The organism is Kribbella kalugense (assembly GCF_004365875.1).
GTDB classification, from domain to species: domain Bacteria; phylum Actinomycetota; class Actinomycetes; order Propionibacteriales; family Kribbellaceae; genus Kribbella; species Kribbella kalugense.
Genome location: NZ_SODF01000001.1, coordinates 460780 through 479594, shown reverse-complemented (window position 1 = coordinate 479594; position 18815 = coordinate 460780). Strand labels below are relative to the sequence as shown.

Annotated in this window: 19 protein-coding genes; 12 read left to right on the top strand and 7 right to left on the bottom strand. The window is 67.8% G+C overall.

The window, feature by feature from the left end:
- The first annotated feature begins 51 nt into the window (after window positions 1-51).
- A complete protein-coding gene (locus EV650_RS02350; RefSeq protein WP_238173982.1) occupies window positions 52-2928 on the top strand; it encodes a S8 family serine peptidase in 2877 nt (958 codons plus the stop codon).
- A gap of 118 nt (window positions 2929-3046) precedes the next feature.
- Window positions 3047-3778: an SGNH/GDSL hydrolase family protein gene (locus EV650_RS02345; protein WP_238173981.1), complete on the top strand. Its 732-nt coding sequence runs from the start codon at window positions 3047-3049 to the stop codon at window positions 3776-3778.
- A 101-nt stretch (window positions 3779-3879) separates the two neighbouring features.
- Here the strand turns inward: EV650_RS02345 and EV650_RS02340 are convergent, their stop codons facing one another.
- Entirely contained in the window at window positions 3880-5229 is a 1350-nt protein-coding gene (locus tag EV650_RS02340; RefSeq protein WP_134114842.1) for an amidohydrolase, read from the bottom strand.
- Window positions 5230-5259: 30 nt separating this feature from the next.
- Window positions 5260-5649: a VOC family protein gene (locus tag EV650_RS02335; RefSeq protein ID WP_134114840.1), complete on the bottom strand. Its 390-nt coding sequence runs from the start codon at window positions 5647-5649 to the stop codon at window positions 5260-5262.
- 195 nt (window positions 5650-5844) lie between these two features.
- Here EV650_RS02335 and EV650_RS02330 point away from each other — a divergent pair, with 195 nt between their 5' ends.
- Complete coding sequence (locus EV650_RS02330; protein WP_202874321.1) at window positions 5845-6171, top strand: dihydrofolate reductase family protein; 327 nt, start codon at window positions 5845-5847, stop codon at window positions 6169-6171.
- A gap of 101 nt (window positions 6172-6272) precedes the next feature.
- Entirely contained in the window at window positions 6273-7178 is a 906-nt protein-coding gene (locus tag EV650_RS02325; protein WP_134114838.1) for an aminoglycoside phosphotransferase family protein, read from the top strand.
- A gap of 1 nt (window position 7179) precedes the next feature.
- On the opposite strand, the gene EV650_RS02320 is transcribed toward EV650_RS02325, so the two are convergent.
- Window positions 7180-8433, bottom strand: coding sequence for an amidohydrolase (locus EV650_RS02320; protein WP_134114836.1), 1254 nt, complete (start codon window positions 8431-8433; stop codon window positions 7180-7182).
- 111 nt (window positions 8434-8544) lie between these two features.
- On the opposite strand from EV650_RS02320, the gene EV650_RS02315 reads away from it, so the two are divergent.
- Entirely contained in the window at window positions 8545-9225 is a 681-nt protein-coding gene (locus EV650_RS02315) for an alpha-ketoglutarate-dependent dioxygenase AlkB (protein WP_134114834.1), read from the top strand.
- 17 nt (window positions 9226-9242) lie between these two features.
- Here the strand turns inward: EV650_RS02315 and EV650_RS02310 are convergent, their stop codons facing one another.
- Window positions 9243-9689 (bottom strand): putative glycoside hydrolase, encoded by a 447-nt coding sequence (locus EV650_RS02310; RefSeq protein ID WP_134114832.1) that lies wholly within the window; start codon window positions 9687-9689, stop codon window positions 9243-9245.
- Window positions 9690-9808: 119 nt separating this feature from the next.
- On the opposite strand from EV650_RS02310, the gene EV650_RS02305 reads away from it, so the two are divergent.
- The 3 genes from EV650_RS02305 (at window position 9809) to EV650_RS02295 (ending at window position 12924) form a co-directional block, all read left to right on the top strand.
- Window positions 9809-11065, top strand: coding sequence for an MFS transporter (locus tag EV650_RS02305; protein ID WP_134114830.1), 1257 nt, complete (start codon window positions 9809-9811; stop codon window positions 11063-11065).
- Complete coding sequence (locus EV650_RS02300; protein WP_134114828.1) at window positions 11065-11703, top strand: pyridoxamine 5'-phosphate oxidase family protein; 639 nt, start codon at window positions 11065-11067, stop codon at window positions 11701-11703. Before EV650_RS02305 ends, EV650_RS02300 begins: the two co-directional genes overlap by 1 nt.
- A 78-nt stretch (window positions 11704-11781) precedes the next feature.
- A complete protein-coding gene (locus EV650_RS02295; protein ID WP_238173980.1) occupies window positions 11782-12924 on the top strand; it encodes a sensor histidine kinase in 1143 nt (380 codons plus the stop codon).
- Window positions 12925-12927: 3 nt separating this feature from the next.
- Here EV650_RS02295 and EV650_RS02290 read toward each other — a convergent pair whose 3' ends face one another.
- Both EV650_RS02290 and EV650_RS02285 read right to left on the bottom strand, forming a co-directional pair.
- On the bottom strand, window positions 12928-13617 hold the full coding sequence (locus tag EV650_RS02290; RefSeq protein WP_134114826.1) for a 4a-hydroxytetrahydrobiopterin dehydratase family protein: 690 nt from the start codon (window positions 13615-13617) through the stop codon (window positions 12928-12930).
- Between the two features lie 11 nt (window positions 13618-13628).
- Window positions 13629-14840: an alpha-hydroxy acid oxidase gene (locus EV650_RS02285; protein ID WP_134114824.1), complete on the bottom strand. Its 1212-nt coding sequence runs from the start codon at window positions 14838-14840 to the stop codon at window positions 13629-13631.
- Window positions 14841-14914: 74 nt separating this feature from the next.
- On the opposite strand from EV650_RS02285, the gene EV650_RS02280 reads away from it, so the two are divergent.
- On the top strand, window positions 14915-15673 hold the full coding sequence (locus EV650_RS02280; protein WP_134114822.1) for a FadR/GntR family transcriptional regulator: 759 nt from the start codon (window positions 14915-14917) through the stop codon (window positions 15671-15673).
- Here EV650_RS02280 and EV650_RS02275 read toward each other — a convergent pair.
- A complete protein-coding gene (locus tag EV650_RS02275; protein WP_202874316.1) occupies window positions 15599-16063 on the bottom strand; it encodes a DUF6069 family protein in 465 nt (154 codons plus the stop codon). The two genes, EV650_RS02280 and EV650_RS02275, sit on opposite strands and share 75 nt — an antisense overlap.
- Window positions 16064-16227: 164 nt before the next feature.
- Between EV650_RS02275 and EV650_RS02270 the strand changes: the two genes are divergently transcribed.
- The 3 genes from EV650_RS02270 to EV650_RS02260 all read left to right on the top strand — a co-directional run bounded on the left by EV650_RS02270 (window position 16228) and on the right by EV650_RS02260 (window position 18799).
- Window positions 16228-17364: a sensor histidine kinase gene (locus EV650_RS02270; RefSeq protein WP_238173979.1), complete on the top strand. Its 1137-nt coding sequence runs from the start codon at window positions 16228-16230 to the stop codon at window positions 17362-17364.
- Window positions 17361-18017, top strand: coding sequence for a response regulator (locus EV650_RS02265; RefSeq protein WP_134114818.1), 657 nt, complete (start codon window positions 17361-17363; stop codon window positions 18015-18017). The genes EV650_RS02270 and EV650_RS02265 overlap by 4 nt, the downstream gene beginning before the upstream one ends.
- A 116-nt stretch (window positions 18018-18133) precedes the next feature.
- On the top strand, window positions 18134-18799 hold the full coding sequence (locus EV650_RS02260; protein WP_134114816.1) for a response regulator: 666 nt from the start codon (window positions 18134-18136) through the stop codon (window positions 18797-18799).
- Window positions 18800-18815 lie beyond the last annotated feature (16 nt).

Here is an 18815-nt window from a genome sequence, read left to right as displayed (position 1 = left end):
CTGCATGGCCCCGGCCCGTCGTCCTTGATTTTGCAACCACTGGGAAGTCCTGTGTCCTTCCGTCCTGCCCACCTCCTGCGTCTCGCCGTCCCCGCGGCGCTGGTCGCCGGCTCGCTGGTAGCCCTGACCAGCTCGTCCGGTTCGGCGGCGCAACCTGACCTGTACCAACCGCCGTACCCGGCCGCACACCAGACCGGCAAGCCTGAGTTCGAGCCGAACGCGGTGGTGGTGAAGTTCAAGAAGAAGAGCACCTCCTCGGCCCGCCACGCCGCGGTCGCCAAGGTCCGCGCCACCACCGAGGACTCCGTCTCGTCGGACGTCGTGAAACTCAAGGGCGACCTCCCGGCCCAGGACCTGCTGAAGAAGGTCCAGACCGACCCGTCCGTCGAGCTCGCTTCGCTGAACTACAAGCGCCGGATCTCGGCCACCCCGAACGACACGTACTACGCGGTCAATCAGCAGACCTCGCTGAACACAGTCCGGGTTCCGGCCGCCTGGGATCTGTCGAAGTCGACCGGCAACCAGATCGTCGCCGTACTCGACACCGGCGTTGATGCCGGTCATCCAGATCTCGTCGGTCATCTCGTGACCGGCTACAACGCCGTCTCGTCCACCCGGCCCAACCCGGTCGACGACAACGGCCACGGCACCATGACGCTCGGCATCATCGCGGCCGGCGCCAACAACGGCATCGGTGTCGCCGGTGTCGGGTGGAACGTCAAGGCGATGCCCGTCAAGGTCATGGGCGCCGACGGCAGCGGGTACGACGCAGACATTGCCGAAGGCATCAACTGGGCTGTCGGTCACGGCGCCAAGGTGATCAACATGTCGCTCGGCGCTCCGGGGTACGACGCTGTGCTCGACAAAGCGGTGGCGAACGCGATCGCCCACGGCGTCGTCGTGGTCGCGGCGGCCGGCAACGACGGTACGGACGTCGTGCAGTACCCAGCGGCCTTCTACGGCGTGATCGCGGTCGGCGCGACCAGCCCGGGTGGTGTGAAGACCGATTTCAGCTCGTACGGCAGCTGGGTCGACCTGGCTGCTCCCGGCTTCAACATCCTGACCACCGGCGCCCGGTCGCTGACGCCGGCCGGCAAGGCGCCGTACTGGTTCTGCACCGGCACGTCCTGCTCCGCGCCGATCGTCGCGGGCGTCGCGGCCCTGGTGAGGAACAAGTGGCCGACGTTCACGCCGGTGCAGGTGGAGAGCCGGCTCAAGACGCTCGCCCGGGACGCCGGTCCGCGCGGCACCGACCCGTACTACGGCGCCGGCATCCTGGACGCGTACGCCGCGCTCGGCGGCCGCTTCGCGCCGGACTTCCCGGTCAGCGGGTCCGACGGCAACGACCAGCCCGAGCGGGCGATCTCGGTCAGCCCGGAGTCGAGCCCGCTGGAGACCACGATCGGCGCCGAGGGTGACGTCGACTGGTTCGAGGTCACCTCGGAGGCGGCCCGCAACCTGCGGATCGCGGTCACGGGCGCCGACTTCCAGCCGATCTACGCGGAGAACATGGGTCCGCGGGTCCAGGTGTACGACGGCACCCTGCTGGCGCTCGGCAGTGCGGTCAAGGCCTTCCCGGACATCGACCCGGTGTCGCAGGAACCGCAGTGGGGTCCGCTGACCGCATCGGTCGACGTCGGCGCCAATCCGGGCAGCACCTACATCGCGGTCAGCAACGACAACGGGTCGCGCGACACCCGGGCCTACTCGCTGAACATCACCGAGGAGGGCACCGGCGGCGCGGGCTCCGGCACGGACTATTCGCTCCGGGATGCGCAGCCGGAGGACCGCTCGACCATCTCGGACCTGTCGACCCGGCCGTTCGTGACGTTCGCCCGTCCCGTGGTCGCGAGCACTGTCACCGCCAGCACGGTCCGGCTCGTCAACGCCAAGAGTGGCGCCACGATCGGGGCGACGGTCGGCTATGACGCGACGACTCGGCAGGCAGTGATCACGCCGACGGGCGGTTTGACCGACAACACGGCGTACCGCATCCAGGTCCTCGAGGGGATCACGGAGACCAACGGGGACGAGGTGCTGCCGGTCAGCAGTGGCTTCGCGACGGCCGACCTGGCGCCGCAGAAGCTGACGTTCGACGCGACCGGTGCGTACCTGGCTGCGAACCTGACGTGGAAGATCCCGCCGACGCCAGACCTCGACCAGGTCATGGTGCGGCGGAACTCGACCAGCCAGGCACCGACTCCGACGACCGGCACGCTGGTCTACTCGGGTGCGGCGTCGGCGTACAAGAACACCGGGTTGGCTCAGGGCGTCACCTACACCTACGGCGCCTGGGTCAAGGACCGCGGTGGCAAGTTCAGCCTGATCGCGACGAGCCAGTTGCTCGGCATGAAGACCGTGCTCACGCCGTCATCGACGCTGATCAACTACGGCGGGTCGATCACGCTGACCGGGAGCACGCTGCGGATCGACAAGTTGGCGTACGCCGGTCTGCCGACGAACCTGTACGTGCGGCCGAAGAACTCCTCGACGTTCAAGCTGCTCGCCGCTTTGAAGACCTCGTCGACCGGGACCGTCAGCCTTTCCTACAAGCCGACCGTGTCGTCGGTGTTCATGATGACGTTCCCCGGCAACACCGACCTGATGGGGACGCGGACGCCAGACATCACCGTCCAGGTCGCACCGACGATCTCCGCGACCCTGGCGCCGGCAGCGATCCGGCTCGGCCAGGCCGCCGCCATCAGCGGGTACGTCGCTCCCGCGCACGCCGGCCAGACCGTCTACCTGCAGCAGTACGGAAGCAAGGTGTGGAAGTCGATCGCCTCGGTGAAGCTGAGTGCCTCGGGCAAGTACGCGTTCGGCATCAAACCGGCCGTCCGCGGCCAGGTCGCCTACCGGGTCTGGTTCCCCGGTGATGCCGACCATGCGCAGGCGTTCACCGCGAACAAGATCCTCACGATCAGCTGACGAAATGATTGCAGCCAACCGTCTGTCAGATCTCTGTTGGATCACAACGGCTTGACGGTTGCGCTCAGTCACCTTGTATCGTCCACGCGGATCCCGACCATCTCCTGGGGGCAACACTATGAAACCGAACCGTCGCCACGTCCTGATGGCGGGAGCCGTGGCCACTGTCGCGGCCGTCGCCACCGGCGAGGCATCGACGGCCCAGACCGCCGCTGCGTCCGACCCGTATGGGTCCGGCGCGCTCGGCGACTGGACAATCTTGAGCCACGCGATCGCAACTGAAGCAACCATTACGTCCGTCCGCGACAACGACGGCGTCTATATGTTCGGCGACAGCATCGCGGTGCAGGACGGCAAGGCGCTCGCGTCGCAGCTGATCGCGCGCACCGGCAAGACCATCGCGGTACACAACTGGTCCGGCCGTCCGACCGCGCCGGCGGTCGACGCCTTGCAGAACTGGGCAGTCCGGTACGGCATGCCGCGCCGGATCCTGATGGCGACGGGAACGAACGACATCTTCAACCCGCCGGTCTTCGCCGCGCAGGTCGACCGGACGATGCGGATCGTCGGTTCGCAGCGGACGGTTGTCTGGGTCAACGTCCAGTGCGCTCGTACGGCGAAGTCCGCGGCCGTGCAGCTGGCCGACCAACGCAACAGCGCGTGGATCAACTCGCAGCTGTCGGACGCCTCGAAGAAGTACTCGAACCTGAAGGTGGTCCGCTGGGCGGAGTCCCTGGCCGCATCACCAGCCCACCTGACGACGTACTTGCGAGAGGGCGTCCACACCTCAGTCCCAGCCGGCCAAACAGCCCGCAACGACCTAATCCTCCAAGCCCTCCTATCAAACTGACCCACGGCTCGGCGCGCTGAATCACGGCCCGTCGTGCCGAGTCAGGGCGCGTAGTGCTGAGTCGCGGCCCGTGGTGCTGAGTTGCGGCTCGTGGTGCTGAGTCAGGGGGCGTAGTGCTGAACGGCCCCGCCTTGGGAGAGATCGACCAGGGTGTGGGCCAGTTCGCGCGCTTCGGCGACGACCTCGTCGCGATCCATGGTCAGCAACTGCCGGTCGCGGACGACCACCTGCCCGGCGACAAGAACGGTGACCACGTCCGAGGCGCGCACGGAGTACACCAGGGCCGCCCGCGGATCGTGCAGCGGCTGGTTGTGCGGACCGTTGAGATCGACGAGCGCGATGTCAGCTTGGCGGCCTGGCTCAAGGACGCCGATGCTGTCGGCGAGACCAGCGGCTGCCGCGCTGCCTCGGGTGGCTAGACGAAGGGTGTCGGACAGCGTCATCCACTCGGCGTCATGCTCACGTTGCTTCTGGGTCAGCGCGACCATGCGAATCGCCTCCCAGACGTCGAGGGTGTTGTGCACGGCGGCTCCGTCAGTGCCGATCCCGACTCGTACGCCAGCCGACCGGAGCCCCTTGATCGGAGTGACCTCGCCCATCGCAAGCTTGAGGTAAACCTTCGGGCAAGAGGCAACTGTCGTGCGGTCTGCATACCGCTCGAGGATCGCGAGGTCAGACTCACGGATGCCGCACCCGTGCGCGATCAGCGCGCCGGCATCGAGTACGCCAGTCCGCTCAAGCACCTGGATCGGAGTGACGCCGTGCCTATCGAGCGACGCCTGAGTCTGATCGTCCGTCTCGGCCGCATGCAGATGGATCCGAAACCCCTCGTCCCGCGCGAAGTCCGCCGTACGCCGCAGATCATCGTCAGTGACTGTGTACGTCGCGTGCGGCCCAAGGCTCGCGCTAATCCGCGGATGAACCCGACTCAACTCACGAGTCACGTCGAAAGCCGCTCCGATCACATCCTGCCCCGCGGTGGAATGGCCGGTGGACGAGAAGAACGTGGGCGCGAGGTCAGCCCTGATCCCGGACTCGATCGCAGCGGCCGCGATCTGCTCGGCGTGAAAGTAGTGGTCGACGAACGTAGTCACCCCAGCCAGCAACATCTCAGCACACGCCAACCGCGCCCCGACCCGCACCCGCTCCGGCGTCAGATTCACCTCCATCGGCCAAATCCGCCGATTGAACCAATCCTCAATCGAAAGATCCTCGGCCGCCCCCCGCATCATCACCATCGGACTATGCGTATGCGAATTAACCAACCCAGCCACCGCCACCAACCCAGTCCCATCAATCACCTCCCGCTCCCCCACCTCCCCCACGCCGGTCGGGGTTATTGCGGTGATTTGGTCGTTGGTGATGTGGATGTCTTGGGCCTGGTCTACTCGGCAGTCGCCGTGCTCGGGGACTACCAGCACGGAGACGTTCCGGATCAGCATGCGGGTCATGCGTTCTCCAACCGTTGATCGGTGGCGCAGTCAGGGGTGTTGGCCGGCTAGGACGCAGAACTCGTTGCCCTCCGGGTCGGCAAGCGTTACCCAGCTCTCCTCGCCGGTTTGGCCGACGTCGGCGTGGTGGGCACCGAGGTCGAGCAGGCGGCGTACCTCCTCGTCCTGTCCCCCGTCGGTCGCATTGAGGTCGAGATGGAGCCGGTTCTTGATCGTCTTGCCCTCGGGCACCCGCGCGAACGTCAACGTCGGCGGCACCGGCCCAGGACGCTCCCTACCTTCGGGCAGCAACGGCGACCCGATCGTCACCAGCCCGTCCTCCTCGTCCTGTACCTCATAGCCGAGTACCGCGCACCAGAACCGGGCGAGCCCACTCGGATCGGCACAGTCGATCGCCAGCTCAGTGAACTTACTGGTCATTGCCCGACCTCCGACTCAAACAGCGGCTCCGCCGAAGCCCACACCCTAAACGCAGCACTACGACCAGGCGCTCAGCTCCATGGGAATCACCAGAATCTCGTGACGCCTGTCGCACCTACGATCTCTGGTCGGGCTTCTGGCCGAAGATGCCGAGCAGCCCGATGGCGGACCGGATCAACGCGGCGACGAAGTTCGTTGCCACCCACCATCCGGAAAGTCTCGATTGGGGCCCGTTCGAAGGCGTTGGACCATACCTCGTCGACCCGCGTTCGGCGCATCCAGGCAGAAGACGGCCCCGACCTCATCCTCTCGGGCAGCTCCACGCTGACCTCGACGCTGCTCGAACACGGGCTGGCGGATGAAGTCCTGCTGATCATCAACCCGGTCCTGCTGGGCACCGGCAAACGCCTGTTCGCGGAAGGCACCTCGGCGCAGACCTTCGAACTGACCAGCGCGACGCCGTTCCCGTCCGGCGTCATCCTCACCACTTACAAGCCCACCGGACCGCTGAAACCCGCGTAGCTCGACGTCGGTGCCTCGAGCGTGCGTCGACTCCCCGGCTGTTGAGCGACTCGATGCGAAACTGGGTTGACCGCGGACGGATCCGACCGTTCGAATGGCTCGTGAGTCCCCGCAAGGTCCACGCCGATCAGGCCGACATCGACACGCCGCTCGTCCGCGAGCTGCTGGCCGAGCAGTTCCCGCAGTGGGCCGCATTGCCGCTGGAGCCGGTCGACTCCGGTGGATTGGTGAACGCGATCTACCGCCTCGGTTCCGACCTGTCCGTACGGCTTCCGCTCCGGCCGTCGATCACCGACGAAGTCCGACGGGAGCAGGCGAAACTCGCGGCACTCGCGCCGTTCCTGCCTGTGGCGATCCCTTCGGTCGAGGCGATCGGCTCACCCACCGACGCGTTCCCGGGCGAGTGGTCCGTCCACCGTTGGCTCGCCGGTGCGCACCCCTCCCCCTACGCGCTGGTTGATCCGCGTGGGCTGGCGACGGACCTCGCGGCGTTCGTCGACGCGTTCCGGCGGATCGACCTGCCAGACCGGCCGCCGGCGTATCCGGGCGAGCGCCGTACGCGCGCCTCGATGGTCTCGATGGACTCCCCGACGCGGAAGGCGATCAGCGAGCTGGATGGCCTGATCGACACTCGCGCGGCGCTGGCGTCGTGGGAGGAGTCGCTCGCGGCGCCGTACGACGGGCGCGAGGTGTGGGTGCACTCGGACCTGACGCCGAGCAACCTGCTCGTGTCGGCGGAGGGCCGGCTGACCGCGGTGCTCGACTTCGAGACCTGCGGTGTCGGCGATCCGGCGTGCGACCTGTTCCCGGTGTGGTACCTGCTGCCCGCGAACGTCCGCGACGAGTTCCGTGCGGCGCTGGACGTGGACGACGCGACGTGGCTGCGCGGACGCGGGCGCGTACTGTCCCAGGCCCTGATCGTGTGGTCGTACCAAAAGGACACCAACCCGGCGCTGACGACCTACACGCGGCACGCCATCGGCGAGGCGCTCGCAGCTCCGCAATGAGTCAGGGTTTGCCGAGCCAGGCCAGGGCGGCCAGGACGAGTGCTTCGACGCCGGTGGTCAAGGTCGGCTCGATGACTGGGGCGAAGTACGGCGAGTGGTTGCCCGGAAGCTGATCTATGCGTCCCTCACGGAAGGCGGCAAGGGTGGGCTCGGTCTCGAGGCCGCCCCAGAACCAGAACACGGTCGGGACCTGCACCGCCTCTCCGAACACGCCGACGTCCTCGCTGGCGTTGACCTGCGGCATCAGCTGGATCCGCTCCACGCCGAAGTGCCGGCTGAAAGCGTCGATAGTGATGTTGGTGGCCTCAGGTTCACTGACCAGCGCGGGCACGCTGGCGAACCAGTCGAGATCAGGCTCCGCCACGGCGGCGCTGGCCGCGGACTCAGCTCGAGCGATGCGCTCGATGGCGTTGCGGACAAGGTCTCGGACCTGCGGGGTGTAGGTACGGACGTTGATGCCGAGCTCGGCTTTGTCCGGGATGATGTTGTCTTTCGATCCTGCCTGCAGTCGGCCGACGGTGACCACGGCTGACTCGGCCGGCGGCACCTCGCGGGCGACGATGCCCTGCAGGCGCGTGACGACGTTCGCCGCCATCAGGACCGGGTCGATCGTCGACTCGGGGCGGGAGCCGTGCCCGCCCTGGCCGTACAGCGTGAGGTTGAGGGAGTCGGCGGCCGCCATCACCGGGCCGGTGCCGTAGCCGATGAAGCCGGCCGGCAGTGGGGCGACATGCTGACCGAGGACGATCTCTGGTTTGCCGAAGCGCTCGAACAGTCCGTCGTCGATCATCTCGCGTGCACCGATCGCGAGCTCCTCGGCAGGCTGGAACACCACCATCAGCGTTCCACGCCATTCGTCTGAGGCCCGCTTCAGCAGAGTCGCGGCGCCAACCAGGCAGGTGGCGTGCATGTCGTGCCCGCAGGCGTGCATCACGGGAACGTCATCGCCGTCGCGGTCCACAGCCCGAGCCGTGCTCGCGTACGGGAGGCCGGTCTTCTCCTCTACTGGCAGAGCGTCGAAGTCGGCACGCAGCATGACCACCGGGCCGGGACCGTTGCGCAGCACGCCCACGACGCCGGTCACACCCACCTGCTCCGTGACCTCGTCAAAGCCGGCAGCACGCAGACACTGCGCAAGCACGCCGGCCGAACGCGTCTCCTGCAGCGACAGCTCAGGATTCTGATGCAAGTCGCGATACAGCGTGGCCAGCTCGTCTCGCAAAGCCGCCAACCCGCCCAGCACAGCCCCAGTCATGCTCGACCTCCCATGTGCGACTCCGCCTACACCGTACTCCCCGGCCTCGCCCTCACCATCGTTACGGAGACCTAGGGGAACGTATGTTCGAATCTCGGGTATGGTGGGGGTATGGGTGCTGATCTTCAGGGCTCGTTGCTGGATGCTTTCGAGGATCCGGAGCTGGGGTCCTTGGACGGGCTGGCGCGGACCGAGCTGGGGCGTGGAGCCTGGGTCGACGTGTTGCCGGGGTGGTTGACCGGGGCCGATCAGGTGTACGGGCGGCTGGCGCGCGACGTGCCGTGGCAGGCTGAGCGGCGGCAGATGTACGACCGGGTGGTCGACGTACCGCGACTGCTCTGCTTCTACGGGGAGAACGTGGACCTGCCGTTGCCGATCCTGGACGAGGCGCGGGATGCGTTGAGTGCGCATTATGCGGAGGAGCTGGGTGAGCCGTTCCGTACGGCGGGGTTGTGTTTCTACCGGGATGGTCGGGACAGCGTCGCGTGGCATGGCGACCGGATCGGGCGAGGGAACCACGAGGACACGATGGTCGCCATCCTGTCCGTCGGCGAACCACGCGTACTGACACTCCGCCCACGACCCGGCGGATCGGGCGGCGCAGGTGGGGCGGGTCACGGGAGTGGGGTTAGTGGGCCGGTGGGTTCGACTGTTCGGTATCCGCTGGGGCATGGGGACCTCATCGTGATGGGTGGATCGTGTCAACGCACCTGGGAACACGCGATTCCCAAGGCTGCCGGCCGGATCGGCCCGCGAATCAGCATCCAGTTCCGCCCCCAGGGCGTCCGCTGAGCGCGGGGGCGCGGGGGTCAGGCTGCGGCTAGGGAGTTGGGGTGGTGGACGCCTTCCTTGGTGGCTATGTAGAAGCCGAGGAGGCGGATGTTGGCTGTGGTGCAGATGGTGGTGGCTGCCTTGGTCCATTCGGCGTCTAGGTCGGGCAAGTTGGCGTGGCCCGGGCGGCCTAGGGCGAGGATGACGCCGGTGTCGGGTGCGGTGTCGACGGCGGCGATGATCGGTTTCAGGGCCGTGGTGCAGACCTCTGCGGCGTCCACGACGGGGCTGAGGTGGTCGAACTCCGACGGGAGGTCGATCAGTACGGTGGCTCGGTAGTGATCATCCGGGTCGCAGAGCACCACGGCGAACGTGCCGCGTTGGCGGTCGCCGAGGCTCAGCACGAGGTCGACGACATCGGCCGCGACGCCGGGGTTGGTCAGTGGTTGGTCGGTCCAGGCAGGAGTCAGATTGTCGAAGCTCATGCCTATAAAGTGCAGCGGTTCCGGCCCCGGATCCGAGTTGTCCACAGACCAAAGTGGCCCAACATCTAACCCCGCGAATGGACCTGCCCGCTGGGCCGCCGAGATCCTAGGCTCAAGTCATGAGCCGCAGACTTGGACAGATGCTTCCCCCGGCCGGAGCGCCGCGGGACCTGGCGATGGCGCAGTTGGCCAACTCGGTCGGCGACGGCGCGTTCGTCGTCACCTCCGCATTGTTCTTCACCAGGGTGGTCGGCCTCTCGACCGCCGAAGTCGGGCTCGGGCTGACGGTCGCCTGGCTGCTCGGATTCCTCGCCGGCGTCCCGCTGGGCAACCTCGCGGACCGTCGAGGCGCGAGGGGCGTCGGGGTCGTACTCGCGCTGACCACAGCGACCGCGGTCGGTTCGTTCCTGTTCGTCCGAGGCTTCGCCGCCTTCCTGATTGCCGCAATCGTCTACGCCTGCAGTCAGACCGGACTGACCGCGGCCCGGCAGGCGCTCCTCGCGGGCCTCGTACAGCCGGCCGAGCGGACCCGGATCCGGGCCTTCCTCCAGTCCACGGTGAACGCCGGTCTCGCGGTCGGCGCGCTGCTCGGCGGGATCGCGCTCCGCTTCGACACCAAAGCGGCGTACCTCACCGTCTTTGCCATCGACGCACTCAGCTTCCTGATCGCCGCCGCTCTGATCCGTCGGGTCCCATCGATCGCGGTAACGGTTCGCAGCAAGGGTGAACCGCGGCTCGCCGTACTGCATGACCGCCCGTACGCCGTACTCGCGCTGATCAACTCGATCATGCTGCTCTTCATGCCGCTGATCAGCCTGGTCGGCCCGCTCTGGATCGTCACCCGGACCAACGCACCGAGCTGGGCCGTGGCCTCGCTGATGATCGTCAACACGCTCGGCGTCGCGTTCTTCCAGGTCCACATCGCCAAGCGGGTCAAGGATCTCCGCACCGCGACCCGCTCCGTCCGGTACGCCGGAATTGCGATGCTGGCCGCCTGCGCCGTATTCGCCACAACTGCCGCCAACCTGAGCCCGGCGATCGCTGCGCTCGTCCTGGTAATCGCGGCCGCGCTGCTCACGGTCGGCGAGATGAAGCTCGCGTCCGGCGCCTGGGAGATCAGCTTCGGACTCGCACCCGCCGACAAGCAGGGTCAGTACCAAGGCTTCTTCGGCACCGGCCCCGCAGTGGCCAGGATGCTCGGTCCGGCCTTGCTCACCACGGTCATCCTCGGCTGGGGTCCGATCGGCTGGATCCTGGTCGGCGTCCTCTTCCTGGGGACCAGTTGCGCAGCTGGTCCCGCCGTACGATGGGCTGCGCGGACGAGGGCCGTCGACGTGGAAGCCACGCCGTCGCTGGTAGAGGAGAACGCCGCCTGATGGAGATTCCCGGACTGGTCGAGATCACGACGTACGACGAGCTGCGTGAGCTCGTCCCGCCGCCACTGGCAGCCGCTGCGAGCAAGGAGCGCAAGGAGCTCCACGACCTGGACATCGAGTGGCTCGGCGCGTCGCCGTTCTGCCTGATCGCCACTTCCGGAGCCGACGGCACCTGCGACGTCTCGCCCAAGGGAGACCCGGCCGGGTTCACCAAGGTCCTGGACCCGTCGACGATCGCGATCCCGGACCGGGCCGGCAACCGCCGGGTCGACGGATTCACCAACCTGATCAGCAACCCGCACGTCGGGCTGATCTACTTCATCCCCGGCCGCACTGACACGCTCCGGATCAACGGCCGGGCCCGGATCATCAAGGAAGCGCCGTTCTTCGACGAGATGATCGTCCGGGGCAACCGTCCGCAGCTGGCCGTGCTGGTCGAGATCGAACAGATCTTCCACCACTGCTCGAAGTCGTTCCTGCGCTCGAAGCTGTGGAAGCCGGAGACCTGGGAGCCGGACGCGGTGCCGAGCCGGGCGCGGATCTCGCAGGCGCTGGAGCGCCAAGGCGAGGACCTCGCGACGCTCGAGGAGTACTACGGCCCGATCTACGAGGAGAAGATCTACCAGGTCAAGTACTGACCTACTGCCACGGGCGCAGGCCGAAGTACTCCGTGGCGACGATGACACCTGCCCGGCCGCACTCTACGGTTGCTTACTGTGAGCACGACTGAGCCGATCACCGCACCGACCTTCGGGTACTGGGCGCGGCGGATCGGCCTGCCTGTCGTCGTCTCGATCATCGCGGTGGTCGGGTCGATCGGCGCGGCGGTCCACGGTGAGCCGGAGGCCCGGCATCCGGACTGGTTCATGGTGGTGCTGATCCTGATCGGATCGCTGTCGCTGTATTGGCTCCGGACCCGGCCGATCCCCGTGCTGTGGGCAACGGTCGTGTCGACGCTCGTCTACGTGCTGATGGAGTACGCCTACGGCCCGATGATCTTCGCGTTCGTCATCGCCGTGTTCACCGCGATCCGGCTCGGCTACCGGATTCCCGGCTGGTCGGCGCTGGCTGTGCTGTACGTCGGGCATGTCGGCGGACGGATGGTGCTCGGCCTGCACGAGTTCGGCCTGTACCAGACCCTTCTGGTCGGCACGTGCTTCGTCGTCCTCGGTTTTCTCGCCGAACTGTTCCGCGCGCACCGCGACCGGGTCAACGCGGCAGCGCGGACCCGGAAAGAGGAGGAGCTCCGCCGAGCCGGTGAAGAGCGCCTCCGGATCGCACAGGAGCTCCACGACGTCGTCGCGCACCACATCTCGCTGATCAACGTGCAAGCGTCCACTGCCCTCCACCTGGTCGACCGGCAACCAGAGCAGGCTGCTCCGGCGCTCTCGGCGATCAAGGACGCCAGCAAGGAAGCCCTGGTGGAGCTCAGGTCGATCGTCGGCGTCATGCGGCAGTCCGACGAGTCTGCGCCCCGGCAACCGGTCGCTGGACTCGACCACTTGGACCACCTGGTCAGCCGCACCTCCCGGGCCGGCCTGGAGGTGCACAAGATCGTCCACGGCGACCCGCGTGCACTACCGACCAGCCTCGACCGCGCCGCGTTCCGCATCATCCAGGAGTCGCTGACCAACGTCGTACGTCATGCGAAGGCGACGTCGGCGACGGTCCGGATCCAGTACGGCGAACAGGCGCTGGTACTGCAGGTCGACGACGACGGCCAGTCGCTCACCGGTACGCCGACGGAAGGCAACGGCATCTCCGGCATGCGGGAGCGAGCGACCGCACTCGGCGGCACGCTGACCGCCAACCGCACACCCACCGGCGGTCTGCGCATCACGGCGACTCTGCCGCTGTAAAGATCAGTCTCGGCCCTGCCAAGTGGTCACGCAGGCCTCGTTCCCCTCCTGGTCGGCAAGGACCCAGAAGGCGGGCGCACGCGTCGCGGACACAAGTCGGCCCCCAGCCTCCAGTGCAGCTTCGACGCGCCGTTGTGCCTCGTCATGCGGAACACAGATGTCGAAGTGGATGCGATTGCGCTGCGGGCGCGGCTCATCCATCTGCTGGAACCAGACGGCCGGACCTTGCTCGACCGGATCGACGAGCGGATCCTTCGGTCCCTCGGCACCCGCCTCACCGGTGTAGCCCAGCACCGCCCTCCAGAACGGCCGAATCCCAGCAATGTCCAGAGCATCGATCGCGATCTCCAGCATCTGGACGGATCGCGGTGCCCCGGTTCCGATTTCGGGCTCGGTCAGAAACCCAGAACTGTCCGCGGTGGCAGAGATCCGAAGCGCGAGTTCGACGTCCAGGGTGGTGACCGCCGCGTGCTCCAACGACTGCAGGGTGAAGACGACCCGATCGGCGCGGGCATCGACCCGAAGGTGTCCGTCGGCGTCGTCGCCGCACGCCGCGACAGCGTCCGCTGCCAAGCCGATCGCACGAGCCAACGACCCGACCGGGATCGACGTTCGAAAAGTGCCCAGCAAGAAGCGCCACCCAGCGTCGGAGACCGCGTCCGACGCTTCCGGCCGGCTCAATACCTGTTCCATGACTGCAGACCCTAAGGCAGGCGGACGTGCGACGGGTTCAACTCGGCCACGCTCGAGACACCGAGTAGCGCCATCGTCCGCCGTACCTCCTTCGTCAGGATCTCGGCGGCGCGGGCGACACCGCGCTGACCACCGGCCATCAGGCCATACAGGTACGCACGGCCGACCAGGCAGGCATCAGCGCCGAGCGCGATCGCCGCGACGATGTCCGCGCCGGACATGATGCCGGTGTCGAGGTAGACCTCGGCGTCGCTGCCGACCGCCTTGCGAACGTCCGGCAGGATGCGCAGCGGCGTCGGAGCGCGGTCCAGCTGACGCCCGCCGTGGTTGGACAACACAACCGCGTCCGCGCCGGCATCGACCACGCGGCGGGCGTCCTCGACGGTCTGGATGCCCTTGACGATCAACGGGCCGTCCCAGATCGAGCGCAGCCAGTTGAGGTCGTCGATCGTCATGGTCGGGTCGAAGAGCTTGTCGAGGAGCTCGGCGACGGTGCCGTCCCAGGTGGACAGCGAGGCGAACGTCAGCGGCCGGGTGGTGAGCAGATTCGCCCACCAGGCCGGATGCATTGACGCGTCCAGCACGGTCTTCACCGTCAGCGACGGCGGGATCGTGAAGCCGTTGCGGACATCGCGAAGGCGAGCACCGGCAACGGGTACGTCGACGGTCAGCATGAGCGCCTCGAACCCGGCAGCGGCCGAGCGCTTCACCAGATCCTCGCCGGAGTCGCGGTCCTTCCAGACGTACAGCTGGAACCACTTCCGCGCGTTCGGAGCAGCAGCCGCGACGTCCTCGATCGAGGTGGTGCCCATCGTGGACAAGGCATACGGGATGCCGATCTGTTCGGCGACCTTCACCACCGCGCTCTCACCCTCGTGGTTCATCATCCGGGTGAAACCGGTCGGGGCGAACGCGAACGGCAGCTCGGAGCGGCCGCCGAGGATCGACGTACCGAGGTCGATGTCGGACACGTCGCGCAGGATCGACGGCTGCAGCTCCATCTCGGCGAACAGCCGACGGGCGCGGCGCAGGCTGATCTCGGCCTCGGCGGCGCCGTCGGTGTAGTCGAACACCGAGCGAGGGGTACGCCGTTTCGCGATCGACCGCAGGTCCGCGATCGTCAGCGCCTTCTCCAGCCGCCGGTCGGTCGGGTTGGTCGTGATCGGCTTCGGCCGCAGCAACGGCTTCAACTCGGACCATTTGGGCATCTGGCGATCGGTCATCACAACTCCCGGCTGAATCTGTGGTCGGACCACACCCTACCCTGTGGTCCGACCACAGAGGTAGGGTCGTCCACGTGAAGAACTACGAGCTGGTCCTGCATCAGGTGGAGGCGGACCTCGCGGCCGGGCGGTTGCGGATCGGGGGGCGGCTGCCCGGGGAGCGGGTGCTGGCCGAGCAGCTCGGGATCAGCCGGCCGTCGGTGCGGGAGGCGGTCCGGGTGCTGGAGGCGATGGGCGTCGTACGGACCGCGACCGGGTCCGGGCCGGAGGCGGGCGCGGTGATCGTGGCCGAGCCGGTCTCCCCGCTGACCGCCGTACTGCGGTTGCACCTGGCAACCAATCATCTGCCGATGGCGGACGTCGTACAGACTCGACTGCTGCTGGAGTCGTGGTCCGCGAGGGAGGCCGCCGAGCGGGATCTCGGGGCTGGCGAGCTGAAAGTCGCGGCGGAATTGCTGGACCGGATGGACGACGCCGGTCTGTCGCCGGAGGAGTTTCATCTGCTCGACGCGGAGTTCCACGTCGCGCTGTCCGGCCTTGCGGGGAACGTGTTGATCGCTGCCGTGATGGCGTCGTTGCGGTCGGCGATCCACGGGTACGTGCTGGCCGCCGTACCCAATCTGCTCGACTGGGAAGCGACGGCGATGGGGTTGCGCGCCGAGCACCGGGCGATCCTGGCCGCGGTGCGCGGCGGCGAAGCGGAGCGCGCGGCCGACCTCGTGACCGCGCACATCCGGGGGTTCTACCAAGCGGCCCAGTTAGCACCGTTCGGCGGCGAGGGCGGTGCGGCGGAGGCCGATGATGACCGTCGCGCCGACGATCAGGTGGAGTGACGCCAGACCGAGTTTGGCGCCGAGGCCGATTCCGTTCGTCAACGGGCTGCCGAGCGACAGGACGCAGACGATAGTCGCGACGACGGTCCAGGTGTCGCGCGCCCAGCCGACGCGGCGCTGGGTACGACGTTCGAGGATCGCGAGCAGTCCCCAGCCGGCGAAGGCGACGACGAGGGTCGCGACGACGACAGAGATCGCGCCGATGTGCTGGACCCCGCCCTGCCGAGCTTCGAGGGTGAGGCCGGCGAGCGGGCTGAGGATCGCCCAGTCGGCCAGCGCCGCGGCGGCGGCAACGCCGACGACAGCGAGACGGCTGCGACCGGAGACGGTACGTCGGGTTGATGCCGGTGCGTCGGTTGCGGCGGGCATCGGGGTGATCGAGTTGGGCATTGTGGCTCCTTCAGTGGCTTGGTGGCATCACAGTGCTGCAACGCGGGTACTCGCGGCATCGGCCGGGAAGCTGCCCGAGGGTGGTCCGAAGTCGGCGCGGCCTCGACTTTGGTCGGTGGTGGAGATCGGGGCGGCCACCTAGTCTCGGCGGCATGGAGTCGTGCATGGCGCGGAAGGCGCCCTGGTGGGTGACCGCCGTGTCGATGGGATTGATCGCGGTACTGACCGGAATGACCATCGTGGGGCGGTTGTCCGATCCGTCGCACCGGAAGTTCCTGGTGCTCGACGTGGCGGTCGGCATCGTCGCGGTCGCGGTTCTCCCGATCATGTTCCGCCGCCCGGCGCCGGGCGCGATCGCACTGGCCGTGCTCGCCGCCCTCTCCCCCGCCGGTACGCCGCCGTCCACCGTCGGCACGCTGACCGTGGCGCTCCGCCGCCCGTTCCGCACGGCCGCCCTGGTCGCGCTCGCCGGCACAGTCGGCCATCTGATCCAGGGCCTCTGGCAACCGATCCACGGGCTGCCTTTCCTCTGGTTCGCCATACTGGATGTCGCTGTGCATACCGCTCTGCTCGGTTGGGGTCAGGGCACGCAGGCTCGTCAACAGTTGCTCGCGTCGCTTCGTGAGCGCGCGACTCGGGCCGAGGCCGAGCAGGGTCGCCGAGTCGCCGAGGCGCGCACCCTGGAGCGGACCCAGATGGCCCGCGAGATGCACGACGTACTCGCTCATCGTCTGTCGCTGCTGGCGACGTATGCCGGTGCGCTCGAGTACCGGCCGGATTCGTCGCCGGAGAAGCTTGCGAAGGCGGCAGGCGTGATCCGTACCGGCGTACACCAGGCGCTCGATGAGCTGCGCGAGGTGATCAGCGTGCTGCGCGACACGGAGATCGACGATCTGCCGGGCGGGCGGCCGCAGCCGACGTTCGGTGATCTGCGGGCGCTGGTCGACGAATCGCGCGAGGCAGGTACGGCGGTCGCGTACGACGATCGCGTCGCGGATCCGGCGTCGTTGCCCCCGGCAACTGGGCGGACGGCGTACCGGGTGGTGCAGGAAGGGCTGACGAACGCGCGGAAGCATGCCGCCGGGCGTCCCGTGACGGTGACTGTGGACGGGCGGCCTGGTGACGGACTGCGGATTGAGCTGACCAATCCGGCGTCGAACGGTACGTCGTTGACGCCGGGGAGCGGGACCGGGCTGGTGGGGCTGACCGAGCGGGTGCAGTTGGCGGGCGGGACGCTGGACCACGGGCAGGTGCCCGGTGGCGGCTTCCGGCTCGAGGCCTCGCTACCGTGGCCTGTATGAGCGAGCCGACCATTCGTGTGCTGGTGGTGGACGACGACGCGTTGGTCCGGGCCAGCCTGGAGATGATGCTCGACGGGGCGAACGGGATCTCCGTGGTCGGTCAGGCCGCCGACGGTGACGAAGTACCTGCCGCGGTCGACGCGCATTTCCCCGACATCGTGCTGATGGACCTGCGCATGCCGCGGGTGGACGGGATCGTCGCGACCCGTCGGCTGCGGGCGCGGACGAATCCGCCCGAGGTCGTCGTACTCACGACCTTCGACACCGATGAGAACGTGCTGCATGCACTCCGCGCCGGGGCGAGCGGGTTCCTGCTCAAGGACACGCCGCCGGCCCAGATCGTCGACGCCGTACGGCGGGTCGCGGCCGGCGACCCCATCCTGTCGCCGGCGATCACCCGCCGACTGATGGACCGGGCGGCGACTCAGGCCGACGCGCACACGATCGCGCAGGACAAGCTCCAGCGGCTGTCACCCCGTGAGTACGACGTGATGCTGGCCGTCGCCCAAGGTAAAGCGAACGCCCAGATCGCCACCGAGCTCTTCATGAGCCTCGCAACGGTCAAAGCACACATCTCCCACATCCTCACCAAGCTGGAGCTCGGCAACCGCACCCAGATAGCCCTCCTCGCCCACGACGCCGGCCTCGCCTGAGCGGCGTACCGAAGAACGGGTAGTGGTGGCGCTTCTCGAGGCGCCCACGCCGTAGAAGTGGGAGCGGAGGCGACTACTACCCGTCCGTCGGTACGCGGATGCTCTAGCGTGAGCGCATGATCAGGGTGTTGCTGGCGGATGATCAGGCGTTGGTGCGGGCCGGGTTCCGGTCGTTGCTGAACGCCGAGGACGACATCACGGTGGTCGGCGAGGTGTCGGACGGCGCGGAGGCGGTCGCGCTGGCGCGGGCCGAGAAGCCCGACGTGGTGCTGATGGACATCCGGATGCCTGGTACCGACGGGCTGGAGGCAACCCGCGAGATCGGCGCGGACCCCGAGCTGGCCGACGTACACGTGGTGATCCTGACGACGTTCGACCTGGACGAGTACGTGTTCGAGGCGCTCCGGGTCGGCGCGAGCGGCTTCCTGGTGAAGGACACCGAGCCGGTCGAACTGCTGCAGGCGGTGCGGGTCGTCGCCCGAGGTGATGCACTCCTCTCCCCCGGCGTCACGCGGCGGCTGGTCGCCGAGTTCGCGTCACGCAGCCGGCAACCACATGCGAGCAAGGAACTCGACGTACTCACGGAACGCGAGAAGGAGATCGTCGCGTTGGTCGGCGAGGGATTGTCGAACGACGAGATCGCCGAACGCCTGGTCCTCAGCCCGGCAACGGCGAAGACCCACGTCAGCCGAGCCATGATCAAACTCGGCGTCCGTGACCGCGCCCAACTGGTAGTAGTCGCCTACCAAACCGGCCTCGTCCGCCCCGGCTGGCTCGGCTGACCTGCTGCTCACAGGT

Coding starts and splice junctions, on each gene's coding strand:
- EV650_RS02310 (WP_134114832.1), bottom strand. CDS start 9,689: ATGAGCTTCGACAATCTGACTCCTGCCTGGACCGACCAACCACTGACC.
- EV650_RS02275 (WP_202874316.1), bottom strand. CDS start 16,063: ATGCCCAACTCGATCACCCCGATGCCCGCCGCAACCGACGCACCGGCA.
- EV650_RS02300 (WP_134114828.1), top strand. CDS start 11,065: ATGGAGATTCCCGGACTGGTCGAGATCACGACGTACGACGAGCTGCGT.
- EV650_RS02345 (WP_238173981.1), top strand. CDS start 3,047: ATGAAACCGAACCGTCGCCACGTCCTGATGGCGGGAGCCGTGGCCACT.
- EV650_RS02260 (WP_134114816.1), top strand. CDS start 18,134: ATGATCAGGGTGTTGCTGGCGGATGATCAGGCGTTGGTGCGGGCCGGG.
- EV650_RS02320 (WP_134114836.1), bottom strand. CDS start 8,433: ATGACTGGGGCTGTGCTGGGCGGGTTGGCGGCTTTGCGAGACGAGCTG.
- EV650_RS02335 (WP_134114840.1), bottom strand. CDS start 5,649: ATGACCAGTAAGTTCACTGAGCTGGCGATCGACTGTGCCGATCCGAGT.
- EV650_RS02285 (WP_134114824.1), bottom strand. CDS start 14,840: ATGACCGATCGCCAGATGCCCAAATGGTCCGAGTTGAAGCCGTTGCTG.
- EV650_RS02270 (WP_238173979.1), top strand. CDS start 16,228: ATGGCGCGGAAGGCGCCCTGGTGGGTGACCGCCGTGTCGATGGGATTG.
- EV650_RS02265 (WP_134114818.1), top strand. CDS start 17,361: ATGAGCGAGCCGACCATTCGTGTGCTGGTGGTGGACGACGACGCGTTG.
- EV650_RS02305 (WP_134114830.1), top strand. CDS start 9,809: ATGAGCCGCAGACTTGGACAGATGCTTCCCCCGGCCGGAGCGCCGCGG.
- EV650_RS02315 (WP_134114834.1), top strand. CDS start 8,545: ATGGGTGCTGATCTTCAGGGCTCGTTGCTGGATGCTTTCGAGGATCCG.
- EV650_RS02290 (WP_134114826.1), bottom strand. CDS start 13,617: ATGGAACAGGTATTGAGCCGGCCGGAAGCGTCGGACGCGGTCTCCGAC.
- EV650_RS02340 (WP_134114842.1), bottom strand. CDS start 5,229: ATGACCCGCATGCTGATCCGGAACGTCTCCGTGCTGGTAGTCCCCGAG.